Raw genomic sequence first — 20,194 nt, 5'->3', positions numbered from 1 at the left:
CCACTAAAATCGCTAACAGAGCCTATTATCGGCGCCGCACTCGTGGCGCCGTTTTCATGGATGACTTTACGTTGGGATTGTTTACAAAAACTCGATCGTCTCATGCTCGTCTCAACGTCCCTGTGCTGGTACAGGTGGCGGCCTTCGCTATTATCTTAATTCGCGGTCTCGATCTGTTAATGATCCTCAATCAGCTCGGCGTGCAGGGGATTGCCGATTTTATTCATCGTAGTGTGCAAACCTGGGCCCTGACGCTGGTGTTTCTGGCGAGCCTGGCGCTGGTGTTTATCGAGATCTGGTGCGCTTTTTCGCTGGTGAAAGGCCGCAACTGGGCGCGCTGGCTCTACCTGCTGACGCAAATCATCGTCATCTCTTATCTGTGGGCGGCCTCGATTGGCTACGGCTATCCGGAACTGTTCAGCGTGGCCGGCGAGTCGAAGCGGGAAATTCTCCATGCGCTGTTTCTGCAAAAGCTGCCGGATCTGCTGGTGCTGGCGCTATTGTTTATCCCGGCGTCGTGCCGACGGTTTTTCCGCTTGCAATAAGGGTGATACAATCCCCGCCCCGGTTTTCTTGAAGGTCTTCTTATGCATTGCGCACTTTACGACGCGGGCCGCTGCCGTTCCTGTCAGTGGCTGGAATTGCCATTGACGCAACAGCTCGCCGATAAAATGGCGAACCTGCGCGAACTGCTGGCGAGTCATCCGGTGGCGACATGGCTTGCTCCGGTCTCAGGTCCGGAGACGGCGTTTCGCAACAAAGCGAAAATGGTCGTAAGCGGTAGCGTAGAGCGCCCGCTGCTCGGCATGCTGCATCGCGATGGCACCCCGGAAGATCTCACCGATTGCCCGCTGTACCCGCCAAGTTTCGCGCCGGTTTTCGCCGCGCTGAAGCCGTTTATCGCCCGCGCCGGACTCACCCCCTATAACGTTGCCCGCAAGCGCGGCGAACTGAAGTATTTGCTGCTGACCGAAAGCCAGCAGGGCGGCATGATGTTGCGTTTCGTCCTGCGCTCTGCGGCTAAGCTTGAACAGCTGCGCGCCGCGCTGCCGTGGTTACAGCAGCAGTTGCCGCAGCTTAAGGTGATTACCGCCAATATTCAGCCCGTGCACATGGCTATCATGGAAGGGGAGGAGGAGATTTTCCTCAGCGATCAACAGGCGCTGGCGGAGAACTTTAACGGCGTACCGCTGTGGATCCGCCCGCAAAGCTTTTTCCAGACCAACCCGACGGTGGCGAGCCAGCTCTATGCGACCGCCCGCGACTGGGTACGCGCGCTGCCGGTCAACCACATGTGGGATCTATTTTGCGGCGTCGGCGGTTTCGGTCTGCACTGCGCCACCCCGCAGATGCGTCTTACCGGGATCGAAATCGCCCCGGAAGCCATCGCCTGCGCGAAGCAATCCGCGGCCCAGTTGGGATTAACCAATCTTCATTTTCAGGCGCTGGATTCCACGCAATTCGCGACGTATGAAGACGATATTCCACAGCTGGTGCTGGTCAACCCGCCGCGGCGCGGCATCGGCGCCGAACTGTGCGATTATCTAAGCCGCATGGCGCCGCCGTATATCATTTACTCGAGCTGTAACGCCCGGACAATGGCCGCAGATATTGATCTTCTGCAGGGCTATCGCCTTGAGCGAGTACAGTTGTTCGATATGTTCCCACATACCGCGCATTATGAAGTGCTGACGCTGCTGGTTCGTGAAGTTTAAACAAAATGTGAACTTTTTAAGCGGCTGAAATCGGGTAAGCTTTATGAAACGAGCGTGAAATTCGTGGAGCGAATCTGATGAGTAAAAAAATCCTGCTGGTGGAAGATGATGATGATATTGCGGCTTTGTTGCGCCTGAATCTGCAGGATGAAGGGTATCAAATCGTGCACGAGGCGGACGGCGCGCAGGCGCTGCGCCAGCTGGATAACGGCGTCTGGGATGCGGTGATTCTTGACCTGATGTTGCCTAACGTCGACGGGCTGGAGATTTGCCGTCGCATCCGTCAGCAAACGCGCTATCTACCGGTGATTATTATTAGCGCCCGTTCCAGCGAAACCCAACGCGTGCAGGGGTTGGAGATGGGTGCCGATGATTATCTGGCGAAACCTTTTTCTCTGCTGGAGCTGATTGCCCGGGTGAAGGCGGTGTTCCGCCGTCAGGAAGCGATGGGACAAAATCTCTTGATGGATGCCGGACGTATCGCCTGCCACGGCCTGAATATCGACCCGCTGTCCCGGGAGGTCAGGCTACGCGGTGAACTGGTAGACCTCACGCCGCGCGAATTCGATCTGCTGTATTACTTTGCCCGCCATCCCGGCGAAGTTTTTTCGCGCCTGGCGCTGCTGGATAGCGTCTGGGGCTATCAGCATGAAGGCTACGAACATACTGTCAACACGCATATCAATCGCCTGCGTACGAAAATAGAGCGCGACCCGGCAGAGCCGGACATTATTCTTACCGTCTGGGGGAAGGGCTATAAATTTGCGCCCTATAGCGCCGGGGCGCAGTCATGATCCGCCGACTCAGCCTCAGCCAGCGGCTGTCGTTGGTGTTTATCGCCTTGCTGCTGCTGTGCGCGCTGTCCGTTTGTCTGCTCCAGCTCTATAGCAGCGCGCAGTACGGTAACGTCATGGTGCAACGGCTTTCCGCCGGTCTGGCGCAGCAGATTGCCACCCGCGAGCCGCTGCTCAACGCCCACGGCGAGGTGGATCGCGCGGCGTTGAAACCACTCTTCGACCGTCTGATGGTGTTTAACCCAAGCGTCGAGCTGTACCTCGTTTCGCCGGATGGCGAGCTGCTGGCGGATGCCGCGCCGCCGGGGCACATTAAACGCCAGCGCATTGCCATGGCGCCGGTGCAGACGTTTCTCTCCGGCGGCGCGTGGCCGATTTATGGCGACGATCCGCGCAGCGTGGACCAGCAAAAAGTATTTAGCGCCGCGCCGCTACGCCTTGACGGCCAGCTACGTGGCTATCTTTATATTATTCTGCAGGGCGAAACGTTTAATGAACTGGCACAGAGCGCCTGGCAGAAGACGCTGTGGAGCCTGCTGCTATGGACCCTGCTGCTGGTGGCGTTGTTTGGCCTGTTGGCCGGCGGCCTGGCGTGGTACTGGGTGACACGCCCTGTACGCCAGCTGACGGCGCTGGTGGCGGCGGGTGATAGCGACAGCATTCGCGCGATTAAGGCGCTGGCGGCGCAGGCGCCGGACCCGCATCCCGGAAATGAAGTGGCGCTGCTGCATAACCGGTTTATCGAACTGGCGCAGCAGATCGCCGGGCAATGGGATCGGCTGGCTGATAGCGATCGTCAGCGCCGGGAATTTATTGCCAATATTTCGCATGACCTGCGCACGCCGCTGACTTCGCTGCTGGGATATCTGGAGACGTTATCGCTTAAGGATGATCGCCTGACGGCGCAGGAGCGCAAGCAGTATCTGAATATCGCGCTACGCCAGGGAAATAAAGTCCGTCATCTCTCACAACAGCTATTTGAGCTGGCTCGCCTTGAACATGGCGGTATTAAGCCGCAGCCGGAAAAGTTTATCCTTGCTGAGCTGATTCAGGACGTGGCGCAAAAATTCGATCTGGCGATTGCCACCCGCGAAATCCGTCTGCGCCTGGAATTGGCGTCAGGCTTGCCTTTGGTTGAGGCTGACCTTTCGATGATGGAGCGGGTATTAACCAATCTGCTGGATAACGCCATCCGCCACACTCCGCATGGGGGCGAAATTCGTCTGTCGTCGCGCCTGCAGGGGACGCAGGTGGTGGTCGAGGTGGCCGATAGCGGCCCGGGCGTCGCCGGTGAATTACGGGCCAATCTGTTTGAGCGGCCATCGGTACTGGAACCGGGGCAGCAGAGCGCATCACGGGGCGGGCTGGGGTTGATGATTGTTCGCCGGATGCTGCAACTGCACGGGGGCGATATTCGCCTGCTGGAAGTACCGGCAGGGGCCTGTTTCCAGTTTACCCTGCCGTTGTGAGGGAGAGCGTTGCCGATAGGCCCGGCTCAGGCGGTTGCGCCATAAGCCGGGAAGCGCAGGTCTTACTCAGGGAACCACTGGTTGCTAATTTTCTGGTAGGTTCCGTCAGCTTTAATCGCTTTCAGCGCGGCATTGAGTTTTTCCAGCAGCGCTTTATTATCCGGGCGCACCGCAATGCCGAGGCCGGTACCGAAGTACTGCGGGTCGGTTACTTTCGGCGTCGCCGCGCCTAACTGCGGGTTGGTCTTCAGCCATTCGTTGACCACCGCGGTATCGCCGAAGACGCCGTCGATACGGCCGTTTTTCAGGTCGATAATGGCATTCTGGTAGCTATCGTAAGCGACGGTTTTGACTTCCGGGTGCTTATCCTGCAGGTATTTCTGGTGCGTGGTGCCGTTTTCCATGCCGATACGCTTACCCTTCAGGTCATCAAAAGAGTGGTACGCGTCTTTTTTGGCGATCACCAGCGCCGAGTTGGCATAGTACGGGTCGGTAAACGCGACCTGTTTGCTACGCTCAGGCGTGATGTCCATGCCGGAGATCACCGCATCATACTTTTTAAATTTTAGCGCCGGGATCAGGCTGTCGAAAGCGTGGTTGGTAAAAGTACAGTCGGCCTGCATTTGCTTACACAGCGCTTTGGCCAGATCAAGATCGAAACCGACAATCTGGTTATTCGCATCCATGGATTCAAATGGCGGATAGGTCGCGGAAACGCCAAAGCTGATTTTTTCCGCGGCAGCGGCGCCAAAGGCGAAAGAGCTAAGCAGTGCGGCCAGAACTAACTTTTTCATAGTGGGACTCCCGTCGGTCAATCTTATGATGTTGTGCCGGTTTACGGCTGAAGTTCACAATGCCACTAAATGAATTTATATGCAATAAAGTTGTATGTTTATTTTATTGGTTATAAAAAAAAAGGGTAAGCATTAGCACTTACCCGTTTCATATATTACTGTTTATGCATTTCGTGATGTTAGTTACGGCGCTCGAAGGCCAGCGCTTTTCTTTCCACCAGACGCATCAAGAGCGTCAGCAGGCCGTTCACCACCAGATAAATGATACCGGCTGCGCCGAAGACCATCACGTCATAGGTGCGCCCGTAAAGCAGCTGGCCATGACCCATCACTTCCATCAGCGTGATGGTGTAAGCCAGCGAGGTGCTCTTAAAGACCAACACCACTTCGTTAGAGTACGAGGAGAGGGCGCGTTTAAAAGCATACGGTAGCAGAATCGCCAGCGTATCCTTCTTGCTCATCCCCAGCGCGCTGCAGGACTGCCACTGGCCGTCCGGAATGGCGCGGATGGCGCCATAGAACAGCTGGGTGGTATAAGCCGCGCTGTTTAACGACAAAGCGATCAGCGCGCACAGCCAGGGCTCAGAGATGAGATGCCACAGCACCGGGTAATTCTGTAATGACGGGAACTGTCCTGGTCCATAATAGATCAGGAAGATCTGTACCAGCAGCGGCGTACCGGTAAACAGTGTGATATAGCCGCGGACGATCCATACCACCACCGGCGTTTTTAACGTCAGGACGATGGTAAAGATCAGCGCCAGGATCAGCGCCACGACGATCGATGCCGCCGTCAGCGTCAGGCTAGTATGCAGCCCTTTCAGCAGTTCGGGTAAGTAATCGAGCATCAACCTGGTCTCCGTTCGAAGCGCGTCGCACGCTGGTCAATACGCTTGAGGATGTATTGACTCAACAGGGTGATGACGAGATAAATCGCTGCTGCAATGATGTACCAGTTAAACGGCTCCTGAGTACGGGTAGCAATACTTTTGGTTTGCAGCATCAGGTCGTTGACGCTGATAAGGCTGACCAGCGCGGTATCTTTCAGCAATACGAGCCACTGGTTGCCCAGGCCCGGCAGGGCATGGCGCCACATCTGCGGCATCACCAGGCGAAAGAATATCGCCGCCTTTGACAAACCCAGCGCTTGTCCGGACTCCCACTGCCCCTGCGGCACCGCTTTCAAGGCGCCGCGCAGGGTCTGCGAGGCATAGGCGGCATAGAGCAGGGAAAGCGCAATGGCGCCACAGAGGAACGGGCTGACGTCGAAGTTTTCAATTTGCATCTGTACCGGAATCTGCACAAACCCAAGATTGAGAGTAAAACCGTCAGACAGCGTCAGCAGCAGCTGCGAGGAACCAAAGTAGATAAACAGCACCACCAGGATTTCCGGTAGGCCGCGTAAAATCGTCACGATGCCGGTCGCCAGCCATGCCACAGGGCGCCATTTCACCGACTCCAGCACGGCGAAAAGCATCGCCAGCACCAGGCCGATGACCAGCGCGCAAACGGCAAGGCCGACGGTCATCCCGGCGGCGCTTGCTAATGGAAAAAATTCGTTCATTCAGCGTTACTTCTGGAACCATTTGCTATAGATGGTCTGGTACGTCCCATCTTTCTTCACTTTTTCCAGCGCAGCGTTAAATTTCTGCTGCAGCTCGGTATTGCCCTGACGAACCGCAATGCCGAGGCCGGTACCGAAGTAGTCTTTATCCGTCACTTTATCACCCACCGGGGCCAGCTTCGGATTGCTCTTCAGCCATTCGGTCACTACCGCCGTGTCGCCAAAGACGGCGTCAATGCGGCCGTTTTGCAGGTCCAGTTTGGCATTCTGGTAGCTGTCATAAGGAACGGTGGTGATTTCCGGATGTTTATCAGTAATAAATTTCTGATGGGTAGTACCGTTCTGCACGCCAACTTTTTTGCCTTTCAGCTGGTCAATGCCGGTGAACTTGCCCTGCTGGCCGACAAATAGCGCCGAGTTTTCATAATACGGGGTGCTGAACAGCACCTGTTTTTCACGCTCAGGGGTGATATCCATACCGGCCATGACGGCGTCGAAGCGGCGGAATTTCAGCCCTGGGATCAGGCTATCGAAAGCCTGGTTAGTAAAGGTGCAGGTCGCGTCCATCTCTTTACACAGCGCGTTAGCCAGATCGACGTCAAAGCCGACGATTTTGTTGTTGGCGTCTACCAGCTCAAACGGAGGGTAGGAGGCCTCGGTGGCGAAACGGATAGTCTGGGCTGCGGTAGCGGAAAGGCTCATGCCCGCGAGCAGAGCGGCAATCAGTACTTTTTTCATCGTTATTTCCCCGAAAACATCAATGTGAAAGATAGTTTTTAAAGGCGTCGGTTTGCGGATGCGCGAAGCAGTTAGCATCCCCTTGCTCAACGATATGCCCGTTTTCCATATACACCACGCGGCTGGCGGTTTTACGCGCCACTTCCACTTCGTGGGTAACGATAACCTGGGTGATTCCGGTTTCCGCCAGTTCGCGAATGATGCTGACGATCTGGGCGGTAATTTCCGGATCCAACGCGGCGGTGGGTTCATCAAACAGCAGCACCTGCGGCTCCATCATCAGCGCGCGGGCTATCGCTACGCGCTGCTGTTGACCACCTGACAGATGCAGCGGATAGCGGTCGCTGTAAGGTTTAAGGCGTAAACGCTCAAGTAGTTTTTCGGCGCGCGCCAGCGCCTGATATTTGGTTAAGCCCAGCACGCGGCACGGGGCTTCGATCAGGTTTTGTACCACGGTCAGGTGTGGCCACAGGTTGTACTGCTGGAAGACCATCCCGACATTCTGGCGCAGCTCGCGAATAGCTTTGTCAGACGGCGCTTTGGTGAAGTCGAATTGATTACCGGCGATGTTTAAGGTACCGGAACGCGGCATCTCCAGCAGGTTGAGTACGCGAAGCAGCGAGCTTTTACCGGCGCCGCTTGGGCCGAGGAGCACCAGCGTTTCCCCCTGCGGGCAATCCAGCGTGATGTCGAACAGCGCCTGGTGCGCGCCGTAGAAGCAATTAATGCCGTTTAGTTTAATACTCATCTGGGCAGTCTGATACAAATAGCTATTGAGGCCGCAAATAGTACCTTTGACAGAATAGTTATGCAATATTTATGCGTTAAAAGTTAAATGTAAACCACATTTATCACTAAAGTTAGCACAAAATATGGGTTCGTGTGGTAGGGGGGAACAAATGTCGGCATTACCGCACGGAATACCGACATTTTACCGGGGTTATCGTTTCAGCGGGGTGGCTTTAACGCCGAAATTAGCGTTTCTCAAGACTCTGACGCAGCGAGCCGGCCGGAGCGTGGCTGTTTATGCCAAGATAGCGGACATCGTCAACCGCCCAGCACTGGCCTTCCTGAATCATCAGCACTTCATCTTTCCAGCTCTGAGTACCCTGTTTCAATTCAACGCGCAGCGGAATATTGCGCGCATCGCGGTTCGGGATGGTTGAGGCGCTGGCGACGTCGGCGCTATCCGCCGGGGTGGAACTGCTGGAGAATGGATTTGATTGCAGCAGCGCGTTGCGCGACGGGTCCTGACGGGCGTCGTTCAGCAGTTTTGCCAGATTGTCGCTCAGATACGGGCGCAGCGCGGTGAGATCGTTATTACGGTGCTGGATTTGATAATCATAGAACTGCTGCGCTACCTCGTCCGGGCCGCCCTCGATGCAGGACCCGCTGCGGGTGCCGTTGTCTTTATAAGCCGGGGTCACGGTGGTACAGGCGCTCAGCGCCAGTGCGCAAGGCAAAACAAGTGCAAGAATGTTGTAGCGCATGATGATTTCCTTATGAACTCACTACGTTGTTAGATTCTGCTAAAGCATAGCGTAAGCGCGCCAATTGTACTTGACGCAAAGAGCTAAGACCTTGATGTAACAACGACCATCGCTGCCCGCGCCTCTTGCGCGGGCAGCCGGCGCATCAGAACTGATAACTATAGTTGACGCTGGCGAACCACAGATAAGGGTGATCGTAGCTGCCGGCGATAATTTCCGGAGATTTTACGTGGGAAGATTGCATATGTAGATAAGATACCGCGACGCCGATATTGCTGGCGGGGGTTATCTGGTATTGCGCGCCGGTAGCGAAGCGCCACTCATCGCCGGTTGGCAGCGAGAGCGCCGTGTCGCTTTGCGAATCATAAACCGTACTGTCGAAACCGACACCGGCGTTCAGACGCCATTGCTCGGTCGGCCGGTACTGCACGCCGACGGCACTATGCCAGGAATCCTTCAGGCGGTTATTTTTATGACTTTCGTGACCGGCAACGGTGATTTGCGGGCTGCCGAACTGGCTCCAGTCCTGCCAGCCGAGATCGCCCATGACTGACCACTGTTTATTGATATCGTGCACCATGCTGACCATGATTTGCTGCGGCGCGCGGACCTGGGCGGAGAGTGGTAAATCATACGAGACGTTAGGTAAGTTTGGGAAACGCGCTTTGCCCTTAACGTTAAAGTCATAATCGGTTTTACTGTTCCAGGTGATGCCGGCGCGCGTCTGGTCGGTCAACTGCATCAGCAGGCCCAGACGGTAGCTCATCGCCCAGTCATGATCTTTATCTTTCTCATCATTACCGTCGACGTTGCGCGTCAGCGATAAATAACCGTAGTTCAGGTTGGCGGATGCGCCGACAGAGAGCCGATCGTTAAGTTTCCACGCCAGCGACGGGCTCAGCGTCATCGCCACCATGGTACTTTTCTTGATAAGACGATCGCCGGCCCAGTTGCCAAAATCGATGCCTAAACCGTAGTTGCCGTACAAGCCAATCCCGGCATATAAATCATCGTTAATTTTCTGTGCGTAAAAGCCGCTGGCGTTAGGAAACAGATTCATCACGTTACCAGGGCTATTACCGCCGTGTTCGTTATTCATCTGATACGGGATATCGCCGCCCATGACCTGCGCGCCGCCGGTAAACATATGGTCAGGAAGCCGGGTCATGCCGGCTGGGTTGGTGACGATGGTGGAGGCGTCCTGCGCGCGGGCGGCCTGACCTGCGCCTGCCAGGCCGACGTCTTCGGTGCCGATTTCATAAAAATAGAGTGCGCTGGCATGGCTGAAGCCAGAGCAGAGCAACCCAGAAATAAGGAATGCGATTTTTTTCATTTGCCACCTGCGGTAATGTAAAACGCGAGCATATTCTTATGCCACAAATGTATAGTGGGCATATCTGTTATAGCATCGGATTTATATTGATAGTCCGGGGGATGTATTGCGAGTCCGATAACGGAGTGGTTTAGCTATTTTTAAACGCTATGCGAATGACCATCCTGATGATGGCGCATATTTGATATGACTATTAACGAGGGGTAAATGGAAAAAGAGTATAAAAATAAATGTTCGTCGAGTAATAAGTAAGAAACATTATCACCATGCGATGATAATGTTTCTATATCAGTAATAACTAATTATTTCTTCTTATAGATATTCGCGGATACGTGCAGTTTCTTATCGGTATTGCCGGAAGAGAGAACCACAACGTCAGCGCCTTTTTCATCGGCTTTTTTGATCAGTTCTTCGCGCGCATCGCTCGGCGCAGTTTGTCCGGTAGAGGAGATGGTACCAATTTTGTGGTATTGACCCTGTACTTTAGCGAAATCTTCTTTGCTCAGAATTTCTGCAGAAAATGCGTTCGCGGTTAAAAACAATGCTGCACCTGCCACTAAAGCTGCATATTTCATATTATTAATCTCCATTGTTTATCTTGCTATCATCATGCCCTTGTTTTAACTAACCAATGAGCGCCCTCAGAGTGAATCAAGCCCGTCTTTTTTTCAAGCGAAATGCTGCATTTTTATGACCTTTAATTAACGATTTTTTAAAGAAAAGATGACGTGGTTCTCATTGATAACGCTTGCTTTTTATTGCGCAATAGACTGTATCGGGTCGTAAGACCTTTTTTATCTGTCGTTAGCTGAAAATGACGTTAAGCAGCGAGTGGCTGAAGCGGCCGGCAACAGACATTCCCGGGCTGATGGTTTATCATATAGAAAAGTCACCGCAGGCAGCTTAACGCATTGTCCGGAAGCTGAAAAAGGAGTAGCTATGCCTACAGAACAACGGCTTGATCCGCGCGAAAATCGAACGATGCTGTGGGCCAATCGCGAAAATGTACAAAAGCACGCGCTGTCGCGCAGCATGCCGTGGCTGGCGTTCGTCAATATCTCCTTTGCCTTGATGGTCATCTTCCGCAACGTTCTGTTCACCGAGTTCGATCACCAAAGGTTGTCTAACCATTATATTATTCCTTATCTGGAGATGGCGCTTGGGGCCATTATTGTTTTCTCGCTGGCGCTTTGCCTGATGGTTATCTCCGGGCGGATATTAAGTGGTGCCTATGCTACAAAAGTGATTTCCGCTATCTTGTTGATCCTCAGTTTGTGTTGGTCGATGAGTAGTTACTGCTTCATCATTTTCTGGTCATTGCCATTCGCGTGGCCGCTGCTGGTTATTTTAATGACCACCGGTCTTGCCGCGCTCTATTATTTCCCAGTGGGCATTGCGGCTTATCTTGTTCCTTTATGGGTTACCTCGTTGCTTGCAGGGGTGCAAATACATCACGGCGTCGATTTACGTTTTTTAATCCTTTGGGGAATATGTACCGCTATTATGGTATACGGCCGTCAGATCTTGCAGCGCTGGTATGACGAGGCCTGGAACACCCATCAGGAGAATATTCAGCTGATTAACCGTCTGGAAAACATGGCTAATCAGGATGCGTTGACGGCGACCGCGAACCGCCGGGCGTTGGACAATTTTTTAGCTCAGGCGTGGGAAGGTAAAGAGCCGCTGGCGCTTATTATTCTCGATGTCGATTTCTTTAAACGTTATAACGATCACTACGGGCACCAGGCGGGAGATTATTGCCTTTCCTGTATCGCCTCGGTATTGAAAATGTCGGTGCGCGCGCAGGATGATATGGTGGCGCGCTATGGCGGCGAGGAGTTTGTGATTGTTCTGCCGCTGCAATCATTAGATAACGCTACGGCGGTGGCGCAGCGGATCCAACAGAAGATTCGCGAAGCGGCGCTGCCGCATGCCAAATCCGATGCCGGGCCGCTGGTGACGGTCAGTATGGGAATTGTTGCCTCAGAGGGAAGCACTCCACCTTCAGAGTTGATCGCGCAGGCGGATGCTGCGCTGTATAAAGCTAAGCAGGAAGGGCGTAATCGATGGTCTTATTAGGAAAGCGTATTCTTCAGCTTGCGCTTGCCGCTTTGCTACTGGCAGGCTGTGCGCAGGAGCAGGGTATTGTCGACAAACAGGGTTATCAGTTGGATACCCGCCATCCGGCACAGGCGGCCTATCCGCGTATTAAAGTCCTGGTCATTCACTATACCGCCGATAACTTTGATGTCTCGCTGGCGACCCTGACCGACAAAGAGGTCAGTTCACACTATTTAATTCCCGAGCAGCCGCCGCTGCACCACGGTAAACCGCGTATCTGGCAACTGGTGCCGGAGGAAGATTTAGCCTGGCATGCCGGCATCAGCTTCTGGCGCGGCAGCACGCGCATCAATGATACCTCGATCGGTATTGAGCTGGAAAATCGCGGCTGGCAAAAAAATGGCGATATAAAACATTTTACCCCATTTAATCCGGCGCAAATTGAAGCGCTTATCCCGCTGGCGAAAGATATCATTGCCCGCTATCACATTCAGCCGCAAAACGTCGTCGCTCATGCCGATATCGCGCCGCAGCGCAAGGATGACCCTGGCCCGCTGTTCCCGTGGCGAGCGCTGGCGCAGCAGGGGATTGGCGCCTGGCCTGATGATTCACGTGTCGCCTTTTATCTGCAAGGGCGTCCGAGTTGGCAACCGGTTGATAGCGGAGAATTGTTAGACCTGCTGTCGCGCTACGGCTATCAGGTCACCCCAGAGATGACTCCGGCGCAGCAAAAACGGGTGATTATGGCCTTCCAGATGCACTTCAGGCCGGCACGCTGGGACGGCGTGGCCGATGCGCAAACGCAGGCCATCGCCGAGGCGTTGCTGGAAAAATATGGGCAAGGGTAAACCTTTGGCAGCAAACAGGATGGTTTGCTGCCGTAAGCGATGGTTTTAATCGTGCAGTTTGCCGTGGTCCTTTAACCACGCGGCGGTACGGGTAACCCCCTCATCCAGGGTAACGATCGGCTGATAGCCAAGTTCCTGCTGAGCGCGGCTGATATCGAGGGTAAAGTCGAAATTGAGCTTCGAAACGCCGTAATGGGTGAAAGCGGGTTCTTTTGCCGATTTATTGCCGAAATGCTCCATGCTGCGGGCAATAATATCCAACATCGGATAGGGCACCGAGCGGATTCGGCACTTGATGCCCAGCTCGTCGATGAGCTTCTGCACGATACTGCGCAGCGTCCGCGGCTCGCCGTTGCTGATATTCCACGCCCGCGCGGAAGGTAAGTGGTCGCACTGCGGCTGACTGGCCAACCACATCGCATGCACCGCGTTTTCGTAGTAAGTCATGTCCACCAGCGCGTTACCGCCGCGCGGCAAGAGCACGCTGCCGTAGTGGCGCATCATCTGCACCATGCGCGGAATAAAGACCTTATCATGCGGCCCAAACAGGCTTTGCGGGCGCAAAATCGTAAAGCGGGTATGCGGGTTCGCCTGCGCCAGCAGGTTGATAACCTCTTCGCTGGCCGCCTTGCTGCGGGCGAATTCATTGGCGAAGCGGTGCGGGCGGAAATCTTCCTGAATATCGCGATGGTGGTGATAATCGAAATAGAGCGAAGGCGAAGAAATATGGACGAAATTGCGTACGCCCCAGGCAACGGACCATTCGCCAAGACGACGAGTCGCACGAACGTTGGCTAAATCGAAGGCTTGCTGGGTACCCCACGGCGAGGTAAAGCTGGAACAGTGCCAAAGCGTATCAATACCGGCGAGCATCACTTTAGCCTGCGAAGAGACCAGTTCGGTTAGATCAGCGGGAATAAATTCCGCGCCCATTTTGCTCAGAAGCTTACCCATCGCTTCGTTGCGCCCGGTCGCTCGCACGCTGATGCCCTTGTTGCGCAGATATTCCACCGCATTACGGCCTAATCCGCTGGTCGCACCGGTAACCAGTACCTTCATATCAATCTACTGTCCCAGAAAAGAATTTCGTGCGCATTTTTCCGTGATTCTCCCGAGTATGCAATGAGAATCATGAAAGAATAACGCTTAATCTTCGTTTTTGCCTGTGATTTGCTCGGCCTGGCGGGCGATGCGTCGCGCCATGCCGCGAAAAATAAACAGATGCGCCGGGATCATCAGTAGCCAGTAGAACAGGCCGGGCATGCCGTGTGGATGCCACCAGGCGCGAACGTCCAGTTCGCGATGGTCGCCTTTATCGCTAATAGTAAAGCTTAAACGACCCAGACCGGGAGCTTTCATGCCAAACAATAGGGTTAACTGTTGTTCTTCTTCCACAATAATCACCTTCCAGCTATCTACCGTATCGCCGGTTTGCAGATAATCATGCTGCGGTCGCCCCTTGGCCAGGCGGTGGCCGACCAGCAGGTCCATAGCGCCGCGGATTTTCCACAGGATATTGCCGAAGAAGTAGCCCTCTTTGCCGCCGATTTGGTTCACCACCTGCCACAGTGCCTTACGGCTCGCCTGGGTGCTGACGGTGCAGCCTGCCTGCTTTGGGTAGTAGCCATACTCCGGCCGCCAGCGGGCGAAAGCCTGAGCGTCGTAGCCCCAGTCGCTGGAGTTCACCAGCTGTTCTTCCTCTTTCAGGGTACGACGCACCGCCTGATCGAAGGGAATCAACGTTTGCGGGATCAGCGCGCGTAGCGAACGATCGTCGGCGATCAGATCGTGTTTTAGCCCCTGAATCAGCGCTTTAGCGATGGTGGGGGGGACCGAGGTGATAACGTTCAGGAACCACACCGAAATCCAGCGGGTCGGAAAGGGGATAGGAATCAACAGGCGATGCTTGCCGCTGACCGCCATAAAATGGGTGAACTGCTGCTGATAGCTCAGGACATCCGGACCGGCAGCCTCGAAGACGCGGTGCTCGCGAGCCGGATGGTTAAGTAACTCCACCAGATAGTAAAGCAGGTTTTCCAGCGCGATGGGCGTGGTGCGCGATCGTACCCAGCGCGGCGGCGTCAGCACCGGCAGGTTGTAAACCATGTCGCGCATCACTTCAAAAGCGGCGGATCCGGCGCCGACGATGATACCCGCCCGTAACTCGGTAACGGGGATCCCTGACTCGCGTAGGACATCGGCCGTCACCTGGCGGGCGCGCAGATGGTCGGACTGCTCCTGGGCTGGCGCCTGCAGCGAGCTGAGAAAGATGACCTGGCGCACCGGCGTCTGACGCAAGGCATCTCGCACGTTAACGGCGACGCGGCGTTCATGGGCGATGAAATCGCCGCCTTCGCCCATGCCATGCACCAGGTAGTAAAGGGTATCAACCCCGCGAAGCAGAGCAGGGAGATCCTGCGGTTGATTGAGGTCGATAGCGTGGCAGGTGACGCCGGGAAGATCGAGCTTCTGCAACCTGTCGATATGGCGTGCCGCCGCCAACACCGGATAACCTCGCGCGCTTAATTCGCGCACCAGATGCTGGCCAATATAGCCGCTGGCGCCGAGCACCAGAATAGATTGCGACACGCCTGACTCCTTAGCGTTGTAAAAAGGCTTGCCAGTGACCGACCACTTCCGTCAACTGCTGGCGGTTAACATCGAGATGCATGACCAGACGCACGACTGGCGAGGCGTTGATCAACACGCCGCGAGCCTGCATGAATTCGCCGAGGGCGCGCGCCTGCTCCTCACCGACGCGCACGAACAGCATGTTGGTGTCGTGGCGCATCACGTCAGCGCCGACGGCGCGTAGCTGTTCCGCCATCCACGCGGCGTTGTCGTGATCTTCCTGCAGACGGGTAACGTTATTTCGCAGAGCGTACAGACCGGCGGCGGCCAGAATGCCAGCCTGACGCATCCCGCCGCCGACCATTTTACGCCAGCGAATGGCGCGTCGGATGTACGCTTCGCTGCCCAGCAGCAGAGACCCGACCGGCGCGCCGAGCCCTTTTGACAGGCAGATGGTGAACGAATCACAGTATTGCGCGATATCGCGCAGCTCGCAGCCGTACGCTACAACGGCGTTGAAGATACGCGCGCCATCGACGTGTAGCGCCAGATTACGCTGGCGGGTGAACGCCCAGGCCTCTTGCAGATAGCCCCGCGGCAACACCTTACCGTTGTGCGTATTCTCCAGACTTAACAGGCGGGTGGGGGCGAAATGGATATCGTCGGGCTTAATTTTGGCCGCGACTTTATCCAGCGGCAGCGAACCGTCCGCCGCGGCATCGATCGGCTGCGGCTGAATACTGCCCAGCACCGCTGCGCCGCCGGCTTCATACAGATAGTTATGCGCGCCCTGGCCGACGATGTACTCTTCGCCGCGCTGGCAGTGGCTAAGCAGGCCAACGAGGTTGGCCTGGGTGCCGGTAGGCAGAAACAGCGCCGCCTCTTTACCAGCGAGCTCAGCGGCATAGCGCTGGAGTTCATTGACGGTTGGGTCGTCGCCATACACATCGTCCCCGACCGGGGCGGCCATCATGGCCTCCATCATGGCGCGCCCGGGGCGAGTTACGGTATCACTGCGAAGATCTATCACGGCATATCCTTGTTCTGATTCAGGGTGATAGCATTGTTTTACCTGAGCCAGTTGGTTTTCGCCAGTTCGATCACTTCATCGCCGCGTCCGCTGATAATCGCCCGCAGCATATACAGGCTAAATCCTTTGGCCTGCTCCAGCTTAATTTGCGGCGGGATCGCCAGCTCTTCCTTGGCTACCACCACATCGACTAACACCGGGCCGTCGGTGCTAAAGGCCGTTTGCAGCGCCTCATCAACCTCCGAGGCTTTCTCGACGCGCATCCCTTTGATCCCGCAGGCTTCGGCAATGCGGGCGAAGTTGGTGTCGTGCAGTTCGGTACCGTCGGTCAGATAGCCGCCGGCTTTCATCTCCATCGCCACGAAGCCGAGAATGCTGTTATTAAAAATGACGATTTTCACCGGCAGCTTCATCTGCGCCAGCGATAAAAAATCCCCCATTAGCATGCTGAAACCGCCATCGCCGCACATCGCGATGACCTGGCGATTCGGCGCGGTCGCTTTGGCGCCAATAGCCTGCGGCATGGCGTTGGCCATCGAGCCGTGGTTAAACGAACCCAGCAGGCGGCGTTTGCCGTTCATTTTCAGATAGCGCGCCGCCCAGACGGTGGGGGTACCGACGTCGCAGGTAAAGATCGCGTCGTCGTCGGCAAAGCGGCTAATCTGCTGCGCCAGATACTGGGGATGGAGCGCTTTTTCGCTGGGTTTGGCGAGATCGTCAAGCCCTTTACGCGCTTCGCGATAATCCTCCAGCGCTTTATCGAGGAAGCGGCGATCGGTTTTCTCTTCCAGCAGCGGCAGCAGCGCTTTCAGGGTCGATTTGATATCGCCCACCAGCGCCATATCCACCTTACTGTGCGCGCCGATGCTACCGGGGTTGATGTCGATCTGGATAATTTTGGCGTCGGTGGGATAGAACGCGCGATAGGGGAACTGGGTGCCGAGCAGGATCAGCGTGTCGGCGTTCATCATGGTATGGAAACCGGAAGAGAAGCCGATAAGCCCGGTCATGCCAACATCGTAAGGATTGTCGTATTCGACGTGCTCTTTCCCGCGCAGGGCATGGACGATAGGGGCCTTAATTTTCGCCGCAAACTCCACCAGCTCCTGGTGCGCGCCGGCACAGCCGCTGCCGCACATCAGGGCAATATTACTCGAGTAGCGGATAAGCTGCGCCAGCTTGTGCAGCTCTTCGTCCGCCGGAGTGACCGTGGGAAGCGGGGCATGATACCAGTGGCTGCTGGCGCTTTCCGGAGCCGGTTTTAGCGCCACGTCGCCGGGCAGGACCACCACCGACACGCCGCGGTTAATCACCGCCTTACGCATGGCGATAGCCAGCACCTGCGGAATTTGCTCAGGAGTGGAGACCAGCTCGCAGTAGTGGCTACATTCGCGGAACAGCTCCTGCGGATGCGTTTCCTGGAAATAGCCGCTACCGATTTCGCTCGACGGAATATGGGCCGCAATGGCCAGCACCGGTACGTGGTTACGATGGCAATCAAACAGACCGTTAATCAGATGAAGGTTGCCAGGCCCGCAGGAACCGGCGCACACCGCCAGTTCGCCGGTGAGCTGTGCTTCCGCGCCGGCGGCAAAGGCGGCAACCTCTTCATGGCGGGTCGGCATCCATTCGATGGTACCCATGCGGTTTAAACTGTCGCTCAAGCCGTTGAGGGAATCCCCGGTCACTCCCCAAATACGTTTCACGCCCGCTTGTTCAAGCGTTTTTGCAATGTATGACGCTACGGTCTGTTTCATGGTTTTCCATCTCCTTTTTGTGATAACGCTATCAAGCTTAGATGAAACTGCAGGTTGTGTTGCCGATTGCCCCTTATTTTTCGCTGGTTTTATTGATGGAGTATTGCGCATACTCTGGGAGCACACAGGGTGTAAAACAGGAAGAACATCAAATGGTTAAGGGATTGTTAAATACAGTAAATAAAACGCTATCGCATGAAGACGCCGGTAAACTCTTGTTACGACTTGCCGTTGGCGGCTTAATGTTATTTCACGGTCTGCATAAGCTAATCGACGGTGTGGATGGCATCAGCGGTATGCTGGTCGCGAAAGGGCTGCCGGGATTTATTGCCTACGGCGTGCTGGTGGGGGAAGTCGTCGCGCCTTGTTTGCTTATTCTTGGCGTATTGACGCGCCCGGCGGCGCTGGTGCTGGCGTTTACCATGGTGGTGGCCTGGCTGATGGTTGGGACAGGTAAGACATTCGAGCTGGATGCCGTCGGCGCATGGGCGATTGAAAGCCTGGTCTATTTCTTTATCGGCGCGCTGGCGATTGCGCTATTAGGGGCAGGTCGTTATTCGTTGGCCGGTCAGTCGGTCTGGCGGTAAAAAAGTGCCGGATGGCGGCATTAATGCCGCCATCCGGCCTACGGTCCGTGCGGCCTGCCTTTAATTTATTCACCACGCTGGCTGACACTACTGGTGCTGGTGATCTCAAAATCCCCCGGTGGCGCTGCAGCTTACCGGGGCTACAGCACGATGCGATTTGGTAGCCCGGAGAAGGCGCAACGCGCCGCGTCCGGGAAAACCCTTAAAAAAGTTGCAAACCGATAACAGTGTGGCCTGCCTTTAATTTATTCACCATGCTGGCTGAAACTGTCGGTGTTGGCGGCGACTGGCCGCCCCCTGTGCGCTCCCTGCGCCATGAGGGGCATAACGCAGAAGAAATATCGGAGCGCAATGTGCTCAGAATTAACACAAAGCACATGTTTTCCCCGACCAAAACCGTTGCAAACCGATAACAGTATCTACGGTCCTGTAGCCCCGGTAAGCGGTAGCGCCACCGGGGATTTTGACCTCAGGCGAGAACCAGATCGCTCTGCGGGTGGCAGGAGCAGGCCAGCACGTAGCCGTCGGCGATTTCCGCATCGGTCAGCGTCATAGTGCTGGTTACGCTGTATTCGCCGGCAACCACTTTGGTTTTGCAGCAGCCACAGACGCCAGCGCGGCAGGCGACGGTCACTGGTACTTTATTGCTCTCCAGCGCGTCCAGCAACGTGGCGCCGACCGGTGCGTAGAACGTTTTCGCCGGCTGCAGCTTGGTAAATTTCAATCCGTCGGTAGCGGCTTCCGCCACCGGGGTAAAGAACTTCTCTTTAAAGAAACGCGTCACGCCAAGCGCCGTCACTTCTTGTTCCACCATCTCCATATAAGGCGCCGGGCCGCAGGTCATCACGGTACGGCTGGAGAGATCCGGCACGCTTTGCAACAGCTCGCGGGTGAGGCGCCCGGCGATAAAGCCCGGCGTCGCGTCGTGTTCCGCCACCAGCGTGACCGGGTATTGACGCCACTCTTCGGCGAAAATGACATCCTTCGGCGAACGCACGTTAAAGATAACCTGCACATCCGCCTGCGGGCGGTACTTCGCCAACCAGCGGCGCATCGACATAATCGGCGTCACGCCGCAGCCTGCGGCCAGCATCAGAAAACGATCGCTTGTTTTATCTTCGCAGGTAAACTCGCCCATCGCATCCGACAGCCAGATATAGTCGCCGCGTTTTACATCGCGGGTTAACCACTGTGAGCCTGCGCCATCGTCAATACGACGAACGGTCAGCGTAATGTACTCACTGACCCCCGGCGTTGAGGAGAGCGTGTAGGCGCGCAGCGTATCCGCCGAATGGCGCACGCTAACCAGCGCGTACTGCCCGGCGCGATAGGGATAGTAGTCGTGGCACAGCAACGAAATCGTCCATACGTCCGGCGTTTCCTGCTGAATATGATGAACCTGCATTCGCCACGGGCACTGTTGAGTTGGCATTGTCATGCGGT

20 protein-coding genes are annotated in these 20,194 nt (G+C 55.6%); 7 read left to right on the top strand and 13 right to left on the bottom strand.

What is annotated here, in order from left to right; all coding sequences use genetic code 11:
• Window positions 1-56: 56 nt before the first annotated feature.
• From PGR10_RS14845 to PGR10_RS14830, 4 genes are all read left to right on the top strand, one after another.
• Window positions 57-545 (top strand): YbjO family protein, encoded by a 489-nt coding sequence (locus tag PGR10_RS14845; protein ID WP_045396319.1) that lies wholly within the window; start codon window positions 57-59, stop codon window positions 543-545.
• A gap of 42 nt (window positions 546-587) precedes the next feature.
• Window positions 588-1,715, top strand: coding sequence for a 23S rRNA (uracil(747)-C(5))-methyltransferase RlmC (gene rlmC / locus PGR10_RS14840; RefSeq protein ID WP_213317751.1), 1,128 nt, complete (start codon window positions 588-590; stop codon window positions 1,713-1,715).
• Window positions 1,716-1,792: 77 nt separating this feature from the next.
• A complete protein-coding gene (locus tag PGR10_RS14835; protein ID WP_015704857.1) occupies window positions 1,793-2,509 on the top strand; it encodes a response regulator transcription factor in 717 nt (238 codons plus the stop codon).
• Window positions 2,506-3,978, top strand: a complete 1,473-nt coding sequence (locus PGR10_RS14830) for a sensor histidine kinase (protein WP_213317750.1) — start codon at window positions 2,506-2,508, stop codon at window positions 3,976-3,978. Before PGR10_RS14835 ends, PGR10_RS14830 begins: the two co-directional genes overlap by 4 nt.
• A gap of 62 nt (window positions 3,979-4,040) precedes the next feature.
• On the opposite strand, the gene artJ is transcribed toward PGR10_RS14830, so the two are convergent.
• From artJ to yahO, 8 genes are all read right to left on the bottom strand, one after another.
• Window positions 4,041-4,772 (bottom strand): arginine ABC transporter substrate-binding protein ArtJ, encoded by a 732-nt coding sequence (gene artJ, locus PGR10_RS14825; protein WP_015367519.1) that lies wholly within the window; start codon window positions 4,770-4,772, stop codon window positions 4,041-4,043.
• Between the two features lie 179 nt (window positions 4,773-4,951).
• On the bottom strand, window positions 4,952-5,620 hold the full coding sequence (artM, locus tag PGR10_RS14820) for an arginine ABC transporter permease ArtM (protein WP_015704859.1): 669 nt from the start codon (window positions 5,618-5,620) through the stop codon (window positions 4,952-4,954).
• Complete coding sequence (gene artQ, locus PGR10_RS14815) at window positions 5,620-6,336, bottom strand: arginine ABC transporter permease ArtQ (protein ID WP_015367517.1); 717 nt, start codon at window positions 6,334-6,336, stop codon at window positions 5,620-5,622. The genes artM and artQ overlap by 1 nt, the downstream gene beginning before the upstream one ends.
• A 6-nt stretch (window positions 6,337-6,342) precedes the next feature.
• A complete protein-coding gene (gene artI / locus PGR10_RS14810; protein ID WP_015367516.1) occupies window positions 6,343-7,074 on the bottom strand; it encodes an arginine ABC transporter substrate-binding protein ArtI in 732 nt (243 codons plus the stop codon).
• Window positions 7,075-7,093: 19 nt separating this feature from the next.
• Window positions 7,094-7,822 carry an arginine ABC transporter ATP-binding protein ArtP gene (gene artP / locus PGR10_RS14805; RefSeq protein ID WP_430923705.1) on the bottom strand — a complete coding sequence of 243 codons (729 nt, stop codon included), beginning with the start codon at window positions 7,820-7,822 and terminating at the stop codon, window positions 7,094-7,096.
• Window positions 7,823-8,048: 226 nt separating this feature from the next.
• Complete coding sequence (locus tag PGR10_RS14800; protein WP_430923704.1) at window positions 8,049-8,564, bottom strand: lipoprotein; 516 nt, start codon at window positions 8,562-8,564, stop codon at window positions 8,049-8,051.
• Window positions 8,565-8,709: 145 nt separating this feature from the next.
• Window positions 8,710-9,897 (bottom strand): OmpP1/FadL family transporter, encoded by a 1,188-nt coding sequence (locus PGR10_RS14795; RefSeq protein WP_430923703.1) that lies wholly within the window; start codon window positions 9,895-9,897, stop codon window positions 8,710-8,712.
• A gap of 302 nt (window positions 9,898-10,199) precedes the next feature.
• Complete coding sequence (yahO, locus tag PGR10_RS14790; protein WP_045396302.1) at window positions 10,200-10,472, bottom strand: DUF1471 family periplasmic protein YahO; 273 nt, start codon at window positions 10,470-10,472, stop codon at window positions 10,200-10,202.
• 364 nt (window positions 10,473-10,836) lie between these two features.
• Here yahO and PGR10_RS14785 point away from each other — a divergent pair, with 364 nt between their 5' ends.
• Entirely contained in the window at window positions 10,837-11,976 is a 1,140-nt protein-coding gene (locus PGR10_RS14785; protein ID WP_087859980.1) for a GGDEF domain-containing protein, read from the top strand.
• Window positions 11,964-12,806 (top strand): N-acetylmuramoyl-L-alanine amidase, encoded by an 843-nt coding sequence (locus tag PGR10_RS14780; protein WP_430923702.1) that lies wholly within the window; start codon window positions 11,964-11,966, stop codon window positions 12,804-12,806. Before PGR10_RS14785 ends, PGR10_RS14780 begins: the two co-directional genes overlap by 13 nt.
• A 45-nt stretch (window positions 12,807-12,851) precedes the next feature.
• On the opposite strand, the gene PGR10_RS14775 is transcribed toward PGR10_RS14780, so the two are convergent.
• The 4 genes from PGR10_RS14775 to poxB form a co-directional block, all read right to left on the bottom strand.
• Entirely contained in the window at window positions 12,852-13,865 is a 1,014-nt protein-coding gene (locus PGR10_RS14775) for an NAD-dependent epimerase/dehydratase family protein (RefSeq protein ID WP_015367508.1), read from the bottom strand.
• 87 nt (window positions 13,866-13,952) lie between these two features.
• Entirely contained in the window at window positions 13,953-15,395 is a 1,443-nt protein-coding gene (locus PGR10_RS14770) for an SDR family oxidoreductase (RefSeq protein ID WP_087859977.1), read from the bottom strand.
• Window positions 15,396-15,405: 10 nt separating this feature from the next.
• On the bottom strand, window positions 15,406-16,407 hold the full coding sequence (gene ltaE, locus PGR10_RS14765; protein WP_087859976.1) for a low-specificity L-threonine aldolase: 1,002 nt from the start codon (window positions 16,405-16,407) through the stop codon (window positions 15,406-15,408).
• Window positions 16,408-16,445: 38 nt separating this feature from the next.
• Window positions 16,446-18,164 carry a ubiquinone-dependent pyruvate dehydrogenase gene (gene poxB / locus PGR10_RS14760; RefSeq protein WP_430923701.1) on the bottom strand — a complete coding sequence of 573 codons (1,719 nt, stop codon included), beginning with the start codon at window positions 18,162-18,164 and terminating at the stop codon, window positions 16,446-16,448.
• 152 nt (window positions 18,165-18,316) lie between these two features.
• Between poxB and PGR10_RS14755 the strand changes: the two genes are divergently transcribed.
• Entirely contained in the window at window positions 18,317-18,751 is a 435-nt protein-coding gene (locus PGR10_RS14755) for a DoxX family protein (protein ID WP_087859974.1), read from the top strand.
• A gap of 469 nt (window positions 18,752-19,220) precedes the next feature.
• On the opposite strand, the gene hcr is transcribed toward PGR10_RS14755, so the two are convergent.
• Window positions 19,221-20,189 (bottom strand): NADH oxidoreductase, encoded by a 969-nt coding sequence (hcr, locus tag PGR10_RS14750; RefSeq protein ID WP_430923700.1) that lies wholly within the window; start codon window positions 20,187-20,189, stop codon window positions 19,221-19,223.
• Window positions 20,190-20,194 lie beyond the last annotated feature (5 nt).

Origin of the sequence: Klebsiella sp. 141198 (genome assembly GCF_050600785.1) — a bacterium.
GTDB classification, from domain to species: Bacteria; Pseudomonadota; Gammaproteobacteria; order Enterobacterales; family Enterobacteriaceae; genus Klebsiella; species Klebsiella aerogenes.
This window is presented reverse-complemented; position numbering and strand designations above follow the sequence as displayed.